Origin of the sequence: Amorphus sp. 3PC139-8, from assembly GCF_040750475.1 — a bacterium.
Lineage (GTDB): Bacteria > Pseudomonadota > Alphaproteobacteria > Rhizobiales > Amorphaceae > Amorphus.
Window position 1 is genome coordinate 126,912 of record NZ_JABJVY010000009.1, and the last position, 20,460, is coordinate 147,371.

17 protein-coding genes are annotated in these 20,460 nt (G+C 64.9%); 8 read left to right on the top strand and 9 right to left on the bottom strand.

What is annotated here, in order from left to right:
* Nucleotides 1-73: 73 nt before the first annotated feature.
* Together HNS03_RS10825 and HNS03_RS10830 are read left to right on the top strand one after the other, a co-directional pair.
* Nucleotides 74-655, top strand: a complete 582-nt coding sequence (locus HNS03_RS10825) for a YqaA family protein (protein ID WP_367195238.1) — start codon at nucleotides 74-76, stop codon at nucleotides 653-655.
* A 222-nt stretch (nucleotides 656-877) separates the two neighbouring features.
* Entirely contained in the window at nucleotides 878-1,357 is a 480-nt protein-coding gene (locus HNS03_RS10830; RefSeq protein WP_367195319.1) for a disulfide bond formation protein B, read from the top strand.
* 243 nt (nucleotides 1,358-1,600) lie between these two features.
* Here the strand turns inward: HNS03_RS10830 and HNS03_RS10835 are convergent, their stop codons facing one another.
* From HNS03_RS10835 to HNS03_RS10855, 5 genes are all read right to left on the bottom strand, one after another.
* Nucleotides 1,601-2,326, bottom strand: a complete 726-nt coding sequence (locus tag HNS03_RS10835) for an autoinducer binding domain-containing protein (RefSeq protein ID WP_367195240.1) — start codon at nucleotides 2,324-2,326, stop codon at nucleotides 1,601-1,603.
* A 529-nt stretch (nucleotides 2,327-2,855) separates the two neighbouring features.
* Nucleotides 2,856-3,536 carry an outer membrane protein gene (locus HNS03_RS10840; protein ID WP_367195241.1) on the bottom strand — a complete coding sequence of 227 codons (681 nt, stop codon included), beginning with the start codon at nucleotides 3,534-3,536 and terminating at the stop codon, nucleotides 2,856-2,858.
* 281 nt (nucleotides 3,537-3,817) lie between these two features.
* Complete coding sequence (locus HNS03_RS10845; protein ID WP_367195243.1) at nucleotides 3,818-4,486, bottom strand: outer membrane protein; 669 nt, start codon at nucleotides 4,484-4,486, stop codon at nucleotides 3,818-3,820.
* Between the two features lie 209 nt (nucleotides 4,487-4,695).
* Nucleotides 4,696-7,020: a putative bifunctional diguanylate cyclase/phosphodiesterase gene (locus HNS03_RS10850; protein WP_367195245.1), complete on the bottom strand. Its 2,325-nt coding sequence runs from the start codon at nucleotides 7,018-7,020 to the stop codon at nucleotides 4,696-4,698.
* 604 nt (nucleotides 7,021-7,624) lie between these two features.
* Nucleotides 7,625-8,002 (bottom strand): rhodanese-like domain-containing protein, encoded by a 378-nt coding sequence (locus tag HNS03_RS10855; RefSeq protein ID WP_367195246.1) that lies wholly within the window; start codon nucleotides 8,000-8,002, stop codon nucleotides 7,625-7,627.
* Nucleotides 8,003-8,566: 564 nt separating this feature from the next.
* Between HNS03_RS10855 and HNS03_RS10860 the strand changes: the two genes are divergently transcribed.
* From HNS03_RS10860 to HNS03_RS10880, 5 genes are all read left to right on the top strand, one after another.
* Complete coding sequence (locus HNS03_RS10860) at nucleotides 8,567-9,340, top strand: ABC transporter ATP-binding protein (protein ID WP_367195248.1); 774 nt, start codon at nucleotides 8,567-8,569, stop codon at nucleotides 9,338-9,340.
* Between the two features lie 13 nt (nucleotides 9,341-9,353).
* On the top strand, nucleotides 9,354-10,058 hold the full coding sequence (locus HNS03_RS10865; protein ID WP_367195250.1) for an ABC transporter ATP-binding protein: 705 nt from the start codon (nucleotides 9,354-9,356) through the stop codon (nucleotides 10,056-10,058).
* Nucleotides 10,059-10,115: 57 nt separating this feature from the next.
* Nucleotides 10,116-10,982, top strand: a complete 867-nt coding sequence (locus HNS03_RS10870) for a branched-chain amino acid ABC transporter permease (protein ID WP_367195251.1) — start codon at nucleotides 10,116-10,118, stop codon at nucleotides 10,980-10,982.
* A gap of 55 nt (nucleotides 10,983-11,037) precedes the next feature.
* Nucleotides 11,038-11,982, top strand: coding sequence for a branched-chain amino acid ABC transporter permease (locus tag HNS03_RS10875; RefSeq protein ID WP_367195252.1), 945 nt, complete (start codon nucleotides 11,038-11,040; stop codon nucleotides 11,980-11,982).
* A gap of 102 nt (nucleotides 11,983-12,084) precedes the next feature.
* Nucleotides 12,085-12,504, top strand: coding sequence for a hypothetical protein (locus tag HNS03_RS10880; RefSeq protein WP_367195253.1), 420 nt, complete (start codon nucleotides 12,085-12,087; stop codon nucleotides 12,502-12,504).
* 142 nt (nucleotides 12,505-12,646) lie between these two features.
* On the opposite strand, the gene HNS03_RS10885 is transcribed toward HNS03_RS10880, so the two are convergent.
* From HNS03_RS10885 to glpD, 4 genes are all read right to left on the bottom strand, one after another.
* On the bottom strand, nucleotides 12,647-13,309 hold the full coding sequence (locus HNS03_RS10885; RefSeq protein ID WP_367195255.1) for a DUF4136 domain-containing protein: 663 nt from the start codon (nucleotides 13,307-13,309) through the stop codon (nucleotides 12,647-12,649).
* Between the two features lie 123 nt (nucleotides 13,310-13,432).
* Entirely contained in the window at nucleotides 13,433-14,638 is a 1,206-nt protein-coding gene (locus tag HNS03_RS10890; protein WP_367195256.1) for an ABC transporter substrate-binding protein, read from the bottom strand.
* 168 nt (nucleotides 14,639-14,806) lie between these two features.
* Complete coding sequence (gene glpK, locus HNS03_RS10895; RefSeq protein WP_367195257.1) at nucleotides 14,807-16,297, bottom strand: glycerol kinase GlpK; 1,491 nt, start codon at nucleotides 16,295-16,297, stop codon at nucleotides 14,807-14,809.
* Between the two features lie 89 nt (nucleotides 16,298-16,386).
* Complete coding sequence (glpD, locus tag HNS03_RS10900) at nucleotides 16,387-17,898, bottom strand: glycerol-3-phosphate dehydrogenase (RefSeq protein WP_367195258.1); 1,512 nt, start codon at nucleotides 17,896-17,898, stop codon at nucleotides 16,387-16,389.
* 313 nt (nucleotides 17,899-18,211) lie between these two features.
* Between glpD and HNS03_RS10905 the strand changes: the two genes are divergently transcribed.
* A complete protein-coding gene (locus HNS03_RS10905) occupies nucleotides 18,212-20,416 on the top strand; it encodes an anthranilate synthase component I (RefSeq protein WP_367195260.1) in 2,205 nt (734 codons plus the stop codon).
* Nucleotides 20,417-20,460: the final 44 nt, after the last annotated feature.

Genomic DNA, 20,460 nt, shown 5'->3' on the forward strand with positions numbered 1-20,460 from the left:
CCTCTATGCACGCGCGCGGACATGGGCGCTGCGCGCTCGCCTGCCATTTCCCCGCCATGCGAAGGTCCGAGCGATGCTGCGTCGCCTTTACGACAAGACTCTGTCCCTGGCCGCCGGTCGCCATGCCCCGGCAGCGCTCGCGGGCGTTTCGTTCGCCGAAAGCTCGGTCTTTCCGATCCCACCGGATGCGCTCCTGATCCCGATGGTGATCGCCAATCGCAGCCGGGCGTTCTGGTTCGCGACCATTTGCACCATCGCCTCGGTGATCGGCGGCGCGCTGGGCTACCTGATCGGCTATGCGGCCTTCGAAGCGATCGCTCAGCCGATCCTCGCCTTTTACGGTTACGCCGACAAATTCGAATCGTTCGCCGCGCGCTACAACGACTACGGGGCCTGGATCGTCTTCATCGCAGGCCTGACGCCCTTTCCCTACAAGGTGATCACGATCGCATCCGGCGCCACCGGGCTCGATTTCGTGGTCTTCATGATCGCGAGCGTGCTGTCGCGCGGCATTCGCTTCTTTGCGGTGTCCGGGCTGCTCTACCTGTTCGGCCCGCCCATCAAGGCGTTCATCGAGAAGCGCCTCGGCCTGGTGTTCACCGTCGCCGTCGTGCTGCTGATCGGCGGCTTCGTGGTCGCCAAATATCTGCTGTGACCGGCCGGCCGCGTTCGAGGCCCGCCGGCCACAGTTCTGCCATGCCCCCGTGGAACCCGATTGACGGGGCCACATCCCGCATCTGATGAAAATGTAGCTGCGTTCGCGGATTTCGGCGGGCGCGACGACGGTTCAGCACCGCGAATCGACGGTACGATCGCGCTCGCTGAGCCCTTTGCCCGATTGGAGCCGATCTTGACCCCTGTCTCCCGTCAACGCCTCATGCTCGTTGCGGGCCTGGCGCTCGTCCTCGCCCTCGCGACCATCCTGGCCGCCTGGGGTTTCGAACTGATCGGCGGCTACGTCCCCTGCCCGCTCTGCCTAAAGCAGCGCATTCCCTACTATGTCGGAATACCGCTCGCCGCGCTCGCCCTCTGGGTTGCAGCCGTCGGGCGCGTCACGACCGGCCGCCTGCTGCTGTTCGCGTTCGCCCTGGTGATGGCCTATGGCTGTTATCTTGGCGTCTATCAGGCCGGCGCGGAATGGGGCTTTTGGACCGGCCCGACCGACTGCGCTCCGGCCGATACGATGATCCGCAACGCGGGCAGCCTGCTCGACACGCTGAAAACCACCCAGATCGCGAGCTGTACAGATCCGGCCCTGCGGATCCTGTCGCTGTCCTTCGCCGGCTGGAACGCGGTCGTCTCCTTCGTCCTCGCCCTCGTGAGCCTGCTCGGCGCGCTCTGCATCAAGAGCCGGTGACGGACGATGCCGGACCGCGATCCCGACGATTGGGCGGAGATCTGGGGCCGGCGACTTGGCCGCGGTCTTGGAACGATCGCAGTCCTTGCCCTCATCGTCTACCTGGTCGCCACCTACCTGTGACGGCCTTCCAGCAGCGTACTTCCAGACCCGTTCCGCTTTTCTCCGAATCGCGGAGCGGGTCTAAGTTCTCGTTTCGACGCGCTTCCGGGCCAACCGTTTTCCGCTTGGCCCGGAAGCGCTCTAGCTAATCAGCCCGCGCCGCAGCGCTTCGGCGACCGCATGCAGCCGATTGGAGGCGGCGAGCTTGCGCGACGCGGATGCCAGATACCAATCCGCCGTGTGCTGCGAAATCGACAGGATCTGGCTGATCTCCCAGCTCGTCTTGCCCTCCGCGCACCATTGCAGACATTCGCGCTCGCGGCGCGTCAGCACGCCCCTCTCCGACGAGTCGGGTACGGAATGGACGACAGCGCCGGTCAGGCGCACGTGGGCATTTGCGGCCACCAGCTGCAAGAAAGCCATCTCATCCGGCCCGAGATCGGCCGTTGAACCGCCGAACACGGCAACGCCGGGTGAGAACGCCACGCTGCGCACGGGAACACCGACCCCGTCGACAAGCCCGTGATCGGCGGCGGAATCCAACACTTCTTGTTCCGCGTCGGACAACGCGCCGGCCTTGCGAACCGTGCTCCACCGATAAGGATCGATGCACGCTTCCGCGAATCCGACGATCGGATCGTGGTCGAGATAATTGCCGTCCTGATAGGTCCGGCTCCAGGCCTTGTCCCACCCGTCTAGCAGGAGGACACGCGATCCCGGCCGGTCGCGCAATCCCGATTTGTAAAATCCAAAACCGGACAACCCCACCGTCAGGACCACCTGATCGACACACTTAGTCACGTCACGTAGAGAAGTCGCCCGCCGCAACCGGTCCAGCGTCCCCAACGCTTGTGTCAGTAGTTCCATTGTAAATCTTCGCCCGATGGTCGACCCATCGCCCCCTACCCGGCGCCTATCACATGGAACCGCAAAGATCGCACGCATAACCTGGGACCCCCGCCTGTCATAATTACGAGATGCCGAGCTCTGTCGCACCTCATCAATAGGCGACTAGGGCATTCGCTCTATGCATTTTGCGTCGGTTCATGCGTTTTTGCGGGACGACCCGGATATGGACCACGAGTGGCGCGCAAAATGCACCCCCGGTTTTTCGTAGCGACCGGCGAGGTTGGGGAAAGAAGAAAGCCATGCGGGCGAAGCGCATATCCAGCCCGAACGCGTTTCCAGGCGATGCCGGACGGTTTCGCCGTGCGCAAACGCCTAAAACGAAGCAATCCGAGCGCCCGACCAACGGGCGCGTTGCTGGGCGCTTGGCATCCCGCCGACCGGAATTGATCGATCCGATCGGCACGGACGCATTTTTTTGCGCGGATCGAATCGATCCGACCAGAGGAGAATGGCTCAAGCCGAGCGGGCTCGAGCCATTTCTAAATCATCAGAAATAGTAGCTGATGCCGCCGCGCACGACGTTGGTCCGGGCGTCCATTTCGACGGTCCCGACCGACGGCCCGAGCGCATAGAGCTCGTTGGAATACTCCGTGAAGAGATATTCGACGCGGGCGCTGACATTCTTCGTGATCGCGGCTTCGACGCCACCGCCGACTGTGTAGCCGGTATGGTTGGCCGCGTCGGTATAGCCCGGCGTCTGGGCCCGGATTCGGGCGAACGCGACACCGGCCGTGGCGTAGGCCTGGATGTTGTCCGCGATCCAGAATTGGCCGAAAGCGGCGCCGACACGACCGCGGGCCGAGCCAGTCCAGTCGATCCGACCATTGACCGGATTGCCGCCATAGTCGCGGGTCTGGTCATAGTTGGACATGTCGATATCGCCTTCCAGGCCGATCACGAACATCGGCGTAAGCATCGCCGACACGCCGACATGGGCACCGCCGACGAAGGCGTTCTCGTAAATCGGCTTGCCCGGCAGCGCGGGATCGACGGAACCGGCCATAACGCCGGCGTGGCCACCGAAATAGAAGCCACTCCAATCGAACCGGCTCGGCTCGGGCAGCGGCACCGGCTCCTCGAACACGATGTCGGGAAGGTCTGCGGCGACAGCAGATCCGGTCATGGCTGCGGCAAGAACGGCCGCCGAAACTAGGCGAGAAGCAATCATACTCGTTACACCCCTGATCGTCTCGAACAAAGCCCACGATCAGCGTCCGAATCCGTCCCCAAGAAGAGATCGATTACTGATTCGAAGCGACTCAACTGAACGCGTGGTCAGAGATGTTTTCGCCTAAAATTTTAAATAATACGTTTAACGCGTGTTTACCTTAACGCAATTAACCTTAACAGCCGTAAACCATAATTGTGGCAAAGAAAAAAGGCGCCCGAAGGCGCCTCTCAAGCGTCACCAGGCGAAGCGGTGCCCGCTTCGCCTGAAAACGTTCCGGCTCAGAACTTGTAGGACACGCCCGCCCGCACGACGTTGGACGTCACGTCGACATCGGTGGTGGTGCCGCCGAAGGTGTAGTCCTGGCTGCCGTAGTCGGCATAGAGATACTCGACCCGGGCCGTGATGTTCGGCGTGATCATGCCCTCCAGGCCCGCGCCGACGGTCCAGCCGGTGTGGGTGTTGGACTCCTTCACGCCCGCGCTCGACACGTCCACGTCGGCGAACGCGACACCGCCGGTGCCGTAGGCAAGGAAGCGATCGAAGGCGAAGCCGGCACGACCGCGGATGCTCGACGTCCAGTTGATGTTGGCATTGCCCGTCACGCCGGGTTGGAACTGCCCATCTTCATCGAAGCTGGTGCCATCGACATCGCCTTCGATACCGACGAGGAACTGGGGCGTGACCATATAGTTGGCGCCGGCGTGGAAGCCGCCGGTGAAGGCGCTGCCGTCCGCACCGCCGGCACCGGAAAAGTCGGGATCGACGTCGCCGCCGAGCCAGCCGGCGTGAAGACCGAGATAGATGCCGGTCCAGTCATAGACCTGGGCCGGAGCAGTCTGAACCGGCGGCGCGCTATAGGTCTCTTCGGGGAGATCGGCTGCGAGCGCCGGGGCGGCTGCGAAGCACATCCCGGCTCCGGCAAGTGCAAATCGACGCAGTACCATCATGTTCGTCACCTTACTGAGAATACGTATCGGGCGCGCATAGGCGCCCTTCGCCGGGTCGGTCTGCCGAGACCGGCTTGAGCGTCAGATCAACGCTCCAATCCGGCATTCGTTTCGCGATCTGGTGACGATTGTGGGGCGAAGCCAGCCGATCCGCGCGCTAGCGTGAACAAACCCCTAACGGAAACGCAGATTGATGCAAAAAAGTCGCATCAGGACCGAGGCGGTCCGTGCTCCGCGAGCGCAAGCGCGCATTCCAGCGACCAGTCGTTCAGGAGCGCGCACAACGCATCTTCCGACATCGGGCGCGCATAGAGGTACCCCTGCGCGAGCGAGCATCCGAGCTGCTTCAGAAGGTCGGCCTGGGTATCGGTCTCCACCCCTTCCGCAATCACCACGCACCCGATTTCTTCGGCGAGTTCCAGGCACATCTGAACGATCTTGGCGCTGTAGCGATCGAACTCCAGCTTCTGGACGAAGCCCTTGTCGATCTTGAGCTCCTGGATCGGATAGTTCTGCAGGTAGCTGAGCGAGGAATAGCCGGTGCCGAAATCGTCGATGGCGATCTTGAAGCCAGCCTCATGGATCTCGGTCAACTGTCCAACCACCCGCGCCTCGTCGGCGAGCACGGACTCCGTCAGCTCCACCACCAGGCGGTTCGGTTCGATCTCGTAGTGTGCAACCGCCGCGAGAAGCTGGTCCAGCACCGGCGTGGTGCCGAACTGGGCGCCGGAGACGTTGACGGAGACCGGGATCGGATCGGAAAAGGTCCGCGCCAGCCTGGCGGCGAACCGAGCGGCCCTGTCGATGCCCCACTCTCCAAGCGCACCGATAAGCCCGGATTCCTCCGCCAGCGGAATGAAACTCGCCGGCGATTGCGGACCGTACGTTGGATGATGCCAGCGCATCAGCGCCTCCACCTGCACGATCCGGCCGGAGGTGAGGTCGACGATCGGCTGGTAGAAGAAGGTCAGTTCGTCGCGCGCAATCGCCTCGCGCATGCCTGCGACCATTTGCGCACGCTGGTGCGACGCCAGGGCCATTGCCGGCTCGAAGCGGCGCGTCACCGCCACCGACGACGACCTGCGGGCTTCCAGCAGCGCGATCTCCGCATTGCGCAGCAAGATAACGGCTTCCGGACCGTGCACCGTTGTCGCCCAGCCCACCGACAGCAACACCGTCGTCCGCCCGCCGGACACAGTGAAGGGCTCCGCGAGCACCGCCTTCAATTCTTCAACGGCACGCTCGCAATCGGAGTGGGTGGCGGCGGCGAAGGCGAAGGCGAACTCGTTGCCCCCGGTGCGCGCCGCCAGCCGTCCGGGAAGCTGATTGGAGCGCAGCCGCCGCGCGATCGCCGACAAGAGCCGGTCGCCGGTGTCCATCCCGTAGCTTTCGTTGAAGGCGCTCATGCCGCGCACATTGACCAGCACGACCACCGCGATGCGCGGTCCGCGCTCGGAGACCAGCACCTCCAAGTCGCGCTCGAAACCGAGACGATTGCGGATGCCCGTCAAGCCGTCCTGGTAGGCGGCCTCGCGCATCTTGTTCAGTCCCTCGACCGCCTCGGTGACGTCGTGGACCACGCCGGCATAGTGCGTGATCACGCCGCCTTCCTGATAAATCGGGGCCAGCGAGAGCTCGTTCCAGAACATGGTGCCGTTCTTGCGGTAGTTGCGCAGCGTCACCCGCAGCGCGCGGCCGTCGCGAAGCCCTTCCCGCAACAGCTTGATACCCGGCTGGCTCCGATCGCCGGCCTGGAGAAACCGGCAATTTTGGCCGAGCACCTCATCCTCGCTGTAACCGGTCAGCCGTAGGAAGCCGTCGTTGGCGTAGATGATCGGCTGCTCCTCCAACAGCATATCGACCAGCAACACTCCCTCGCGAACCGAATTCAGCGCCTGTTCGCGTAGGCTGAGCGCAATCCCATAGGTGTCATGGGGATCGGTGCCGACCACCGGACGGCCGGAGATGTCGACGTGGACGCCTCGCACATGGATCGGCGTGCCGCTTGCGTCGCGCACGATCGCGCCGCGCGCCTCAACCAACCGGTGTTGTCCGTCGGCGCTGTTGATCCGGTAGATGTTGCGGCATTCCTGGGCGCCGGCATCAAAGGCACGCGACAGCGTGCGTTTCACGCGCTCCACATCGTCGGGATGGATTAAGTCGAAAGCCGGATACCAACCCGGCGCATGCGAGCGATCCCCCATCAGCGCCAGCTCCGGCTTGCCCAGAAAAGCTTCCTGCGTTGCCGGATCGTAGGTCCAGGTGCCGATCCGCCCCGCCCTGGTGGCGCGGACGAGCTCCTCCTCGGTGGCGGCCAGCCGGCCAAGGCCGGGAAGGAAAAAAAGAACGAAAACCGTCAGCGGCAAAACCGCAAACATGACGAGCTTTGCAATCAGGTCGGCCGCCGGGAAGCGCGAGAACGCAACGTCGAGGCTGTCGAGCAAGACGAGCGCACCGATGCCGAGAAGGAGATACACGACGCCCACGATCGTTGCGACGAGCAGAACCGATCGGGTTCGTGTAAAAGCGATCATTTAGGATCCTCGCGGCCGACCGCCGGGAATCTGCCTCGGATGGCATCGCCTGTCCGCGCCGGCACCCTCATGGCGACCGATCGCTGGCCGAAACGCCACGGTCGCGTCCGACGCTTGCGGGAGCGGGAAGACCGAGCCCTGCGAGTCTCATTCCAGGTCGACAAAAGCGGTCACGATGCCAGGCCGATCCGGCAGCCGGCCACCACCCTGGCGCCTGCGCTTTCGGATGGTCGTCGCGCCCGAACTCAAGCTCTGCCGGTCCAACGGCGATCTCCAAGATCGACAGCCCCCTGTCAGTTTCCTGCCCGCTATCGATATCCCCAAACCGCCTGCGGCCGGTATTGGAACGCGCATATCCGGTGCGCGGCGACCCCGTCTCGTCCTGCAAGACCGCGTTTTTATTGGAGACACACTTTATCTGAAATTTTTACGAACAGAGACACCCTTCGCATATTTCGAAAAGGCGGTGCGGCGATTGGCCGTGCACGCCGCCCCTCGTGAGTGCAACGCCCCGAGGCAAAAGCCGGACGGCCCGGCAGAAGCCGTCCGGCCCGGAAAATCCGCCCGTTCGGGGCGCCCCGGGGACGTCTTAAAGCCGCAGCTTCTAAGGCTTCGAGACCATCGAACCGGTCGCCGGATCGACTGCCAGGTAGGGCAGGCCTGCGCTCTTCCACGCGCCGAAGCCACCCTCCATGTGCGCAAGCTTCGTCATTCCGACAGATGCGCACGCCTGGGCGACCCGTTTGGAGCGAATGCCGGAACCGCAGTGAAAGACGATCGCTTTTTCCGTCTGGCCGGGAAGCTTGGCCGGGTCGAACGACGACATCGGATACAACATCGCGCCAGCGATGTGCTCGAAGGCGAACTCCGCCGGAGTCCGCACGTCGATAATCACGATCTCGTTGCGATCGAAACGGTCCTTCACCTCCTGCGGCGTCAGGGTTTCAAGAGTGGCTCCGCCGATCGTTTCGCTTTGGGCCATCATCAATCCTCGTGGTGAAAAGCGCCACTTTGACGCTGGGGCGGGAATGCAGTCGTATCCGCCGAAAGCGGACGAGAGATCTTCTCCGGATCACAACCGAAGCGCTCGGATGAGACGAAACCATGACAGACCAAGGGCCGGCCCTGCATCATCCGATGCCTCCTCCATGTATATTAGCATGGACGAATATCACCCCCGCAAACGACCGCGCATCCACCCGTCTCCACAACATATCGGAGTTTCATTCCTCTCTTTCGGAAAAATTAGGAAAAAATTGTTCAAATTCGAGCGCTAGAAATTCGGATCATCTCAATCCACGCCTGTCTGTTGTCAGCGTTACCCGATGTGCTTGTATTTCTCGGTGAGATTGCGTAACCACCCGCCGAACGCACCCTTTGCGCGCGTCTCCGCCGCCTGCGGCCACACAACTGGAGATTCCCGGCGGTTGGTATGGCTGGACTCCTGGCGCGGAACGCGACACCGTGACGAAGGGGCTGTCGAGGGTCGGCGCGTATGATGATCCTCGTCAAACCCTAGCCCGCCGACGATCCAAGGAGCTCCCGCTTGATCCGTATCGAGGACGTCTCGCTGTCGTTCGGCGGCATTCGCGCGGTCGACGGCTGTTCCTTCGACGTCGAGGAAGGCTCCATCACGGGGCTGATCGGCCCAAACGGGGCGGGAAAATCGACCCTGTTCAACATCGTCGCGGGCGTGCTCAAGCCCGACAGCGGACGCATCCTGTTCGAGGGCGAGGACATCACCGGCCAGCCCCCGCATCGGCTGTTCCATCGCGGGTTGGTGCGGACCTTCCAGATCCCGCACGAATTCTATCGCATGACGGTGCGCGAAAATCTTATGCTGGTGCCGCCGCATCAGCGCGGCGAGAATCTGTTCGCCTCCTGGTTTCAATGGGGCCAGGTGCGCCGCCAGGACGCCGAGGTTCTGGACAAGGTCGACGAAGTTCTGGACTTTTTGAACCTGAGCCACGTGGCCGACAATCTGGCCGGCGCCTTGTCCGGCGGCCAGAAGAAGCTGCTGGATCTCGGCCGGACCATGATGACCGATGCCCGTATGGTGCTCCTCGACGAGCCCGGCGCCGGCGTCAACCGCACCCTTCTCGGCGCCATTACCACCGCGATCCGCCGGCTCAACGAAGAACGCGGCTACACGTTCTGTCTGATCGAACACGACATGGACGTGATCGCCGATCTTTGCGATCCGATCGTCGTCATGGCGCAAGGAAGCGTGCTCACAAAGGGCACGATGGCCGAGATCCGGGCCAATGAAGCCGTTCGCGAAGCCTATCTCGGCCACGCCGACACGGCCGACGCGAGCTGAGGGAGCGCAAGCCATGGCCCTTCTCGAAGCGACCGGAGTGACCGGCGGGTACGGCGGCGCCGACATCCTGTCCGACCTGAACCTGACGCTCTCGGCGGAGGAGATCGTTGTCATCGTCGGCCCGAACGGCGCGGGCAAGTCGACCTTCATGAAGGCGGTGTTCGGACTGGTGACCATCCGCCAGGGCTCGATCGCGTTCGACGGCCGGGACATCACCAACATGAAGCCGGAGACCGTGGTGACCCGGGGCGTCTGCTACGTGCCCCAGGAGCGCAACGTGTTTCCCTCCATGTCGGTGGAGGAAAACCTGGAAATGGGCGCCTTCATCCGAAAGGACGACTGGCGCCCGCAAATGCAGCGGATCTACGATCTGTTTCCCCGACTTGCCGAACGCAAGCGTCAGCCTGTGGGACAGATGTCCGGTGGCGAGCGGCAGATGGTGGCGATGGGGCGCGCGCTGATGCTGGAGCCGAAGCTTCTGCTTCTCGACGAGCCGACCGCCGGGCTGTCTCCGAAATTCATCGACGAGACCTTCCGCCAGGTGAAGCGCGTCAACGAGTTCGGCGTCGGCATCTTGATGGTGGAGCAGAACGCCAAGCAGGCGCTGGCGATCGCCGACCGCGGCTACGTCTTCGCCAACGGGCAGAACCGGTTCGACGACACCGGCGCGGGGCTGCTCGCCAACAAGGAAATCGCCGAGATGTTCCTCGGCGGATAAGACGCGGCGATCGGCTTCAAAGGACCAGCGGATGAGCAAGTTCAAGGATTCCCGCCCGTGACCGATCTCCTGCAGCTCGTCATCTACGGCATCGTCACCGGCTCGATCCTGGCGCTCGGCGCGATCGGCGTCTCGCTGGTGTTTTCGATCCTCCGCTTCGCCCATTTCGCCCATGGCGATCTGATGACGATCGGGGCCTATGGCGGCCTGATCGGCGTTTCTCTGGCGGGCCTGTCGCCGCTGGCCTCGATCCCGATCGCGGTCGCGTTGGCGGTGGTCGTGGCGCTGGCGGCGGAATATCTGCTCTACCGCCCGCTTCGGACCGGCAGCCACACGGTGATCTTATTGATCTCCTCGTTCGGGCTTGCGCTGATCCTGCGTTCCGCCGTGCAGCTCATCGCCGGACCCGCGCCGATGGTCTATCGCAGCGGCATCCAGCTTCCCATGCGCTTCGGCGACATCATCATCCGGCCGGACCATTTCTGGATCATCGGCGGCACCATCGCCATCATCATCGCGCTGCATCTGTTCCTGACCTACACCAAGTTCGGCAAGGCGATGCGCGCCATGGCCGACAACATGGATCTCGCCCGCATTTCAGGCATCCCGGCCTACCGGATGATCATGCTCACCTGGGTGATCGCCGCGGCCCTTGCCGCCGTCGCCGGCGTGTTCCTGGGCATGGACACCCGCCTGCATCCCGTGATGGGCTGGCGCCTGCTTCTGCCGGTGTTCGCGGCCGCCATCCTGGGCGGCATCGGCCGGCCCTACGGCGCCATCGTCGGCGGCTTCGTCATCGGCATCTCTATGGAGGTGTCGACCATGTTCATCGACCCCGGCTACAAGCACGCGGTCGCCTTCGCCCTCCTGGTCCTGATGCTGATCGTTCGGCCGACCGGCCTGTTCAAAGGGGCCTCGATATGACGCGGTTCGTGACGCCCCTGGTCCGCTCGAACGCCCTTGCCGCTGGAGGCCTCCCATGGAACTGAGCGGCCTCGCCGGCTATCTCGTCTTCTTCCTGTCCACGGTCTCCATCTATGCCATCCTGGCGCTCGGCCTGAACGTCCAATGGGGCATGACCGGGCAGATCAATATCGGCATCGCCGGCTTTTTCGCCGTCGGCGCCTATACCTCGGCGATCCTGACCAGCGCGCCCAATATCGAGCATGTGGGCGGCTATGCGCTGCCCTTCCTGATCGGTGTGGTCGCGGCCATCATCGTCTCCAGCCTGATCGCGCTGCTGATCGGGGCGATCACCGTCAATCTCAGATCGGACTATCTGGCGATCGCCACCATCGGCATCGCCGAAATCATCCGCTTCGTGTTCCAGAACGAGGACTGGCTGTCCCACGGCGTGCGCGGCATCGCCGACATTCCCCGCCCCTTCTATGACGGCCACGGCTCCGGCTACGTCTTCCTGGCGGTTGCCCTCGTCAGCGTCGCGCTGACCTATTTCCTGGTGGAGCGCGCCCGGCAGGCGCCATGGGGCCGCGTGCTTCGGGCGATCCGCGACAACGAGGATGCCACCGAGGCCGCCGGCAAGGACGTGCGCCGCTTCCGCCTGCAGGCCTTCGTGTTCGGCTCGGCGCTGATGGGCTTTGCCGGTGCGCTTTACGCCCACTTCATCGGCTTCATCTCGCCGGACGCGTTCGAGCCGGTGTTCGCGACCTTCATCGTCTGGGCGATGCTGATTGCCGGCGGCAGCGGCAACAACAAGGGTGCCATCCTCGGCGCGATCGTGGTTTGGCTGGTCTGGTCAGGAACGGAGACCCTGGTGGCCCGCCTGCCAGCGGAATTCGCGACCCAGGCGAGCTCGGCCCGCGTTCTCTTGGTCGGCGTTCTGTTGGAGATCGTGCTTCTCACCCGACCCCAGGGCATCCTGCCGGAACAGCAGCCGAAACTGATCGCGCGCAAGAAGAAATAGCCACGGGCTCGGCCAGCCGGATAGATCGATTCCAAGGTGCGCTTGACGCGGCCGGTCGGATTGGAGGAGACGAGGTGACGCGTTGAGCGATCCGAGCGGATCGTGCAGACCTTCGTTTCCGCCGCCGACCAGGAGTTCGACATGTATATGGTCATCAACGAAGCCCACACGGGCCTGGCGCCCCTGGCGCTTCTGTTCACGATCGCCTGGGCCCTCGTGGCGGCGACCGTTCCCGCCGGCTTCTCCGCGCTCGGCGGTTGGCGCAAGTCGGTCTATATCGCGGCCATGGCGGTCACCGGCCTCGTCGGACTGACCGGCCTGATCGTGACCGTGATGGGGTCCTGGTACACCGCCGGTTTCGTTTGGATCGGCCTGATCGCCGTCATCCTGCACGGCATTGCCGGCGTGCGCTCACGCAAGGCCGCCGTGGCCGGCGCCAAAGGCCGGGCGGTCAGCATGGCTGTCGCCCAAATCATCTTTCTGGTGATCGCTTATGGGCTGATGACGGTGCGACCCTTCTGAGGCCTTTCTAGAGAAAACGGACCCCGTTTCGCCGACCGGAAACGCGTCAAAACAAACCCGCTCCGTGATTCCAAAAAAACGGAACGGGTCTCAGGGGCTGATGCGACGCAATTTCGGACGGAAGACCGGCTCCCCCCTTGCTTTAACATCCATCCCCTGCGGGAAGCGTCACTCGGCCCGCCTTGCCGGCGGGGAAATTCGCCAGCACGGCGCGCAACATGGGCTCGGCAACCGGCGCGAACGACGCGCAGGTGCCCCGGCTGACGCCCCGGCCCTGGAACACCTTCTTCCCGCTCCGTGTATCGATCATGTCGATGGAGGCGGAGCGGGTGAAGATCGTTTCCGTCTTCAGTCCCGTCGTGTAGCCGACCACCCCGTAATACGGCCCGACGGCATAGGGCGAGCCCCATCCCCAACCCCAATAGGGGCCCGGTCCGCCATAAAACGGTCCGCCATAGAAGCCGGCACCGGGCCAGACATAACCCCATTGCGGGATCAGATATTGGGTGGTCACCCGCTCGCCTTTGTCGACGCCGAAGCCGAAAAAGGCGACCAGGCGCGCCTGCTTGCGGCTCCCAACGACCGTGAAGCCCTTTTCCGCCAATATCTTCGCCAGGATCTGAGCATTCGCCCGCCACGGCAGAGAGGCGCCGTCCATGCCCTTATAGGGCGCGACATAGACGGTCTTCGGCTCGATATTTGCGGGAATGACGGAATAGGAGTCCACGTCGGTACTGACCTGCACGCAGCCGGCGAGCAAGGCGCACACTACGAGGAAAGCCAGAGATCGCACCCAACGCATCATCACTGATCCACGCATTCGCACTCGATCGACCTTCAAACGGATCCGAGGCCAGGTCCACCCACAAAAAACGCGGGCCCCGCAGGGCCCGCGCCGTCTTATCCGTCCGTCGCGAAAAAGTGCGACCTACTTCAGCTCGATCAGGCCGAGGTCGACGATCTTGCCGTCCTGGAAGGCCCATTCGCCGATCGTGCCCGGAACGTCGCCGTTGTCGTCGAAGTCCTGGGAGCCGGCAGCCCCCTCATAGTTGATGTCGGTGCCGGCCTTGATCAGCTCCACCGCCTTGGCGTAGTCGCCCGGGCCGACCTTCTGGCCGGGAGGAGAGGCCACCTCGCGCAGCGCGTCGCGGATCGCGGCGCGGTCGTTGGAGCCGGCCTTCACCGCGGCGAGCGAGACCAGAATGGTCGCGTCATAGGCGGTGTCGATATAAGGCAGCGGCGGCACCTCGCCGAATTTAGCCTCGTACGCCTTCTGGAAGGTCTTGAGGCCTTCGCTCTCCGGCGACTGCGGCACGGTGCCGTAGGAGCCGTTGACGTAGTCGGCCCCGATCTGCTCGACCACTTCCGGCGCCTTCATGCCGTCGGTGAAGATGAACTTGTCGAAGTGGCCGCCTTCCAGCGCCTGGCGCAGGATCACGATGCCGTTCTCCGGATAGGCGACCAGAAGCAGCGCCTGGGCGTCGTCGGTGTCGGCGCGCTGCAACTCGCCGCGATAGGACGACTGGCCCTGCTCGAACGGGATCGATTCGCTGACGGTGCCGCCCTGCTCGCCGGTGAACGACTTCTCGAACGCCTTGGCCAGCCCCTCGCCGTATGCGTTGTTGACGTAGATGATGGAGACGTTGTCGACGCCCTTTTCCTTCACAAGCTTGGCCAGCGCGATGCCCTGGAAGGCGTCGGACGGCACGGTGCGGAACAGGAAGTCGTTGTCGTTCAAGGTGCTGATCGTCGGCGAGGTGGAGGCGCCGGAGATCTGAACCACGCCTTCGCGGCTGGTCACCGAGGTCGCCACCGGGATCGTCACGCCCGAGGAGAGAGCGCCGATGATGGCGTTCACGCCTTCCACGTTGACGAGCTTCTGGGCGGCGTCGACGCCGGCCTGCGGATTGGTCTGGGTGTCGGCCACGATGACGTCGATCTTGCCGCCGGCCTTGTTGATCTCGTCGGCGGCGAGCTGAATGCCGCTGAGATCGGCCTCACCATAGGCCGAGAGATCGCCCGTCATCGGCATCAACGCGCCGATCTTGAGGTCCTGGGCAAACGCCGGCGCCGCAAAGGCCACCGCGGTCGCGGCGGCGACGGACGCGGCCGTCATCCAACGATTGATTGCCATGAAACACTCCCTCCTGCTGTGGCCGGCCACGCACGAGGCATGTCGCAATCCCCCGTTGCGTTCGCTGGACCGGCCGAGTGTAGCGATAGTTCTAGCCGATCCCAGATTGCTCCGAAAGGGCAACCACATGGGCAGGTCGGATCGGTTCCCGCCTAGGCGCACGCGCAGCTATTTCTGCGTTAACGTCCGGCGCACCGCGTCGCGCCAGCCGGCGATCCGGCGGCGGCGTTCGCCGTCCGCCATCTGCGGTTCGAAGCGGCGCTCGCGCGCCCACATCCGGGCAAACCCCTCCTCGTCCGGCCACACGCCAACTGCCTGACCGGCAAGCCACGCCGCGCCCAGGGCCGTGGTTTCGGAAATCGCCGGCCGGTCGACGGGAGCGGCCAGAAGATCGGCGAGGCGCTGCATGGTCCAGTCGCTCGCCGCCATGCCGCCATCGACGCGCAGCACCGTCGCCTCGCCGCCGGCGGCGTCCTGACGCATGGCGTCGTAGAGATCGGCGGTCTGGAAGCAAACGGCCTCCAGCGCGGCGCGGGCGAGCTCGGCCGGACCCGTGCCGCGCGTCAGCCCGAAGATCGCGCCGCGCGCTTCCGCGTCCCAATGCGGCGCGCCAAGGCCGGTGAAGGCGGGCACCAAATAGACGTCCTGATCGGGATCGGCGCGGTCGGCGAGCGGGCCCGTCTCCGCCGCGTGCCCCACGAGACCCAGCCCGTCGCGTAGCCATTGCACCGCCGCGCCTGCGACGAAGATCGCCCCTTCCAGCGCGTAGCGGGTGCGCCCCGCGCGGCGCACCGCGATCGTCGTCAACAGCCGATTGGCCGAGGCGACCGGGGTGTCGCCGGTGACGAGCAGGGCGAACGCGCCGGTACCGTAGGTCGTCTTCATCATGCCGGGCCGGAAGCAAGCCTGGCCGAGGGTCGCCGCCTGTTGATCGCCCGCAACGCCGCGGATTGGGATCGCCGCCCCGAAGAGCGCCGGATCCGTGGCACCGAAATCGCCGTCGCTGTCATAGACCTCCGGCAGAAGCGCACGCGGGACGCCGAACAGGGCGCAGAGGTCCTCGTCCCAACGATTTTCGCGGATATCGTAGAGCAGCGTCCGCGACGCGTTCGTTGCATCGGTGGCGTGCACGCGCCCGCCGGTCAGATGCCAGATCAGCCAGCTATCCACCGTGCCGAAGGCGAGTTTGCCGGCCTCCGCCGCCCTGCGCGCACCATCGACCTGGTCCAGCAGCCAGGCGATCTTGGTTGCGGAAAAGTAGGGGTCCAGCACCAGGCCGGTGCGCTCGGAAACCAGCGCCTCCGCCCCCTCCGCCTTCAGGCGTTCGCAAACGCCATGGGTGCGCCGGTCCTGCCAGACGATCGCCGGCGCGATCGGCTGCCCGGTCTCCCGCTCCCACACCAGCGTGGTCTCGCGCTGGTTGGTGATGCCAAGGGCAGCGATGTCTCCCGCCTCGGTGCCATTTTTGGCCAAGACGTCGCGAACGGTGCGGACCGTGGTCTCCAGGATCGTGCCGGGATCGTGCTCGACCCACCCGGAACGTGGATAGGATTGGGCGAACTCCTCCTGGGCGACGGCCGCAACCTTGGTCGGGGCGGGAAACAGCATCGCCCGGCTCGAAGTGGTTCCCTGATCGATCGCGAGGATCGTATCCGCCATGGCGCTCTCCCGGTCGTGTTGGCTTTGGAGCGAGACCCTATCAGGGGCGACGCCGGCCGGCACGACCTCTTGCCACGATCAGGGAGCGGTCACCGCTCCGGGCTGGCGGCACGGCGCTCGCCCAGGAAAGTATCGAGCGCCACCGCCTCGTCGAGGCTCGCCCACAGGCCGAGCTTGGAGCGCCGCCAGAGAATATCCTCCGCCGTCATGGCGAACTCGCGTTCCACCAGATATCCGACCTCGCGTTCGCTCAGATCCCCGCAAAAGCACCGGCCGAGATCGTCCGCACTTCTGGCCTCGCCCAAAAGGTCATAGGCAAGCGTGCCATAGCTGCGCACCAGGCGGGTCGCAGTCTTGGGCGCGAGGAAGGGATAGCGCGCCTTCAGATCGGTGCGCAGCCTGTCGACATTCTCCTTGGAAAAGTCGCCGCCCGGCAGCGGCGCGCTCGCCGTCCAGGGGCCGCGATGGGCCGGCAGATGCGGTTTCAGCCGCTCCAGGGCATGCTCGGCCAACCGGCGGAACGTGGTGATCTTGCCGCCATAGATGTTGAGCTGCGCCGGGGCGCCGTCCTCGGCGGCAAGCGCCAGCACATAGTCGCGGGTGGCGCTTTGCGCGGCCTTGGCGCCATCATCGTAAAGCGGGCGGACGCCGCCATAGCTCCAGTGCACGTCCGAGCGCGTGATCGGCTTGGTAAAATGCCGGTTCACCGCGTCCAGCAGATAGGCGATTTCCTCCTCGCTCGGCGCCGCGACGGCCGCCGGATCGCCGGTGACGTCCACATCCGTGGTGCCGATCAGCGTGAACTCGCCTTCGTAGGGGATCGCGAACACAATGCGGCGGTCGACGTTCTGAAGGATGTAGGCCCGTCCCGCCGGCAACGCACGACGCACCACGATATGGCTGCCGCGCACCAGACGGATATGGCCCGGGCTGGCATCGCCCACCACGGAGGCCTCGACCCGATCGACCCACGGCCCCGCGGCATTCACCAGCGCGCTTGCGGTGATCTCATACGGCCTGCCGTGTTCCGGCTCCAATCGCAAGCGCCAGCGCCCGTCGCTGATCTTCGCCGACACGCATGGCGTCCGGGTCGCGATGCGGGCGCCGAGATCGGCCGCGTCGCGGGCAAGCAACACCACCAACCGCGCGTCATCCACCCAACAGTCGGAATATTCCAGCGCCTTGGACGGGTCGGACAGCGGCGCACCGGCCACGTCGTCGCGCAGATCGAGTACCTTGGTGCCGGCAAGCGAGGTCTCACCGCCCAGGCGATCGTAAATCGCAAGACCGAGACGGAGCATCCAGAACGGCCGCCCGCCGCGCGAGACCGGCAACACGAACCGCAAGGGCCAGATGATGTGCGGCGCGCTTTTCAGAAGAACATCGCGCTCGTGCAGCGCTTCGCGCACCAAACGGAAAGCGCCCTGTTCCAGATAACGCAGACCACCATGAATGAGCTTGGTCGAAGCCGACGAGGTTGCGCCGGCAAGGTCGGCGCGTTCGGCCAGGAACACCGTCAAGCCGCGGCCGGCGGCATCGCGCGCGATCGCCACGCCGTTGACCCCGCCCCCGATAACGGCGAGATCGTAGCTCTCCACCATGGCCCCTCCCCTTTGCGGGTGTGTGGACGATCATCCTGCCCTCTGGACGACGGCAACAAGGTGGCACCGGCGCCTCCCCATAGAAATCATAGGGCAAAATCCGTGGGCGACACGTCCCACTTGCGCAAACCGGCAAGCTCGCGTAACGATCGCCGCATGATGATCGTAGCACCCCTTAGCGCCCGTTGGTGGCGCGCCGCACCTTCGGCGGCGCGGTAGGAGGGGTATTCTCCGATCAAACGTGCCGCCCGGGACGACCGGCGGCACCATGGCACTTGTCCCCGCTCGTCCTCCCAGCCAGGAGCTCTCGACGATGCGGACCATTGCCGAAACCACTTACCAGACCGATGGCGGCGTCACCGTGCGCCGAACCAGTAGCAACGTTGCCTATGCCGGCGCGGCAGACCGCTTCGTCGAGCGGCTCGACGGCGAACGCGGCGCGGTGTTCTCCTCCACCTACGAATATCCCGGCCGGTACTCCCGCTGGGATTTCGCGCTCGTCAATCCGCCGATTTCGGTCGAGGCGAAAGGATATGCCGTCACGCTCACCGCGTTGAACGCGCGCGGGCGGGTGTTGCTGCCGGCGCTCGTCGCGGCCGTGAATACCCTCGATTTCGTGGCGGTCACGGCTACGACCGCCGACAGCGTCGCGCTGGACGTGATCCCCGGCACCGAGGTCTTCGCCGAAGAAGAGCGCAGCCGCCAGCCATCGGTGTTCGGGGTGGTCAGGGCGATCACCGCGTATTTCGCCAGCCACGAGGACGACAAGCTCGGGCTTGCCGGTGCCTTCGGCTACGATCTCGCGCTGCAGTTCGACCCAATCGAACACCAGATTCCACGCCCGATCGATCAGCGCGACCTCGTGCTCTACCTCCCCGATGAAATCCTGGTGGTCGATCACGATGCCCGGGCGGCAACCGTCTACACCTACGAGTTCGAGGTCGAAGGCGCGACGACCGCGGGACTGGCGCGCGACGGCACGCACGAACCCTACACCGTCTCTCCGGCCGCCGTCGTCGAGGGCGATCACCAGCCCGGCGAGTATGCCGATACGGTCCGCACCGCCTTCGGGCCGTTTTCCCGAGGCGAGCTGTTCGAGGTGGTGCCGAGCCAGGTGTTCCGCGAGCCCTGCAGCGCGCCGCCTTCCGCCGTCAGCCGCCGGCTGACCGCCATCAACCCCAGCCCCTACGGCTTCTTCATCAATCTCGGCGACGGCGAATATCTGGTCGGCGCCTCGCCGGAAATGTTCGTCCGGGTGACCGGCAAGCGCGTGGAGACCTGCCCGATCTCCGGCACCATCGCGCGTGGCCGCGACGCCATCGAGGACGAGGCCCAGATCCGCAAGCTTCTGAACTCCGCCAAGGACGAGACCGAGCTCACCATGTGCTCCGACGTCGACCGCAACGACAAGAGCCGGGTATGCGTGCCGGGCAGCGTGCGGGTGCTGGGGCGGCGCCAGATCGAAATGTACTCCCGCCTGATCCACACCGTCGACCATATCGAGGGCACCCTGACGGACGATCGCGATGCCCTCGACGCCTTCCTGTCGCACGCCTGGGCGGTGACGGTCACCGGCGCGCCCAAGCGCTGGGCGATGCGCTTCATCGAAGCCAACGAGCGGACGTCGCGGGGCTGGTATGGCGGCGCGGTCGGGATGATCCTGTTTAACGGAGACATGAACACCGGCCTGACGCTGCGCACCGTGCGCATCAAGGACGGCATCGCCGAAGTGCGGGCCGGCGCGACCGTGCTTGCCGACTCCGATCCGGAGGCGGAGGAAAAGGAGACCGAGCTCAAGGCCTCCGCCATGCTGGCCGCCATCCGCAGCGCCGGAATGCCGATCGCCGCCAACACCGCCGAGACACCGGCGCCGGCGGGACCGAAGCGCCGCGTCCTTCTGGTCGATCACGAGGACTCTTTCGTGCACACGCTGGCGAACTATCTCCGCCAGGCGGGCGCCGACGTCACCACCCTTCGCGGCCCGATCGCAGATGCGACCCTCGACCGGATTGCGCCGGATCTTGTCGTGCTTTCGCCCGGTCCCGGCCGGCCGGACGATTTCCGCTGCCGGGAAACCATCGCCGCCGCCCGCGCCCATAACCTGCCGATCTTCGGGGTCTGCCTAGGGCTTCAGGCGCTGGTGGAGGCGTTCGGCGGCCAATTGCGGCAGCTTCCCGTTCCCGTTCACGGCAAGAGCTCCAAGGTGACGATTCATTCCGACGCCCGGCTGTTCGACGGGCTCGATCCGCGTCTGTCGGTCGGCCGCTACCATTCGCTGGTCGCCGATCCGGAGCATCTGCCGGCCTCATTCGAAGTCACGGCGACAACCGAGGACGGGGCGATCATGGCGATCGAGCATCGGGAGGAGCCGATCGCCGCCGTTCAGTTCCATCCGGAATCGATCATGACGCTCGCCGACGGAGCCGGCCTGCGCATCGTGCGCAACGCGCTTGCCACCCTCCACGGCGACGTTGCGCACCCATCTGCACAGACCGCGCAAACGGCTTTGCGCGCGTAAATGCGCAAAGTCTTGCTGGAAGAAGAAAGAGAGATTTGGCGCCG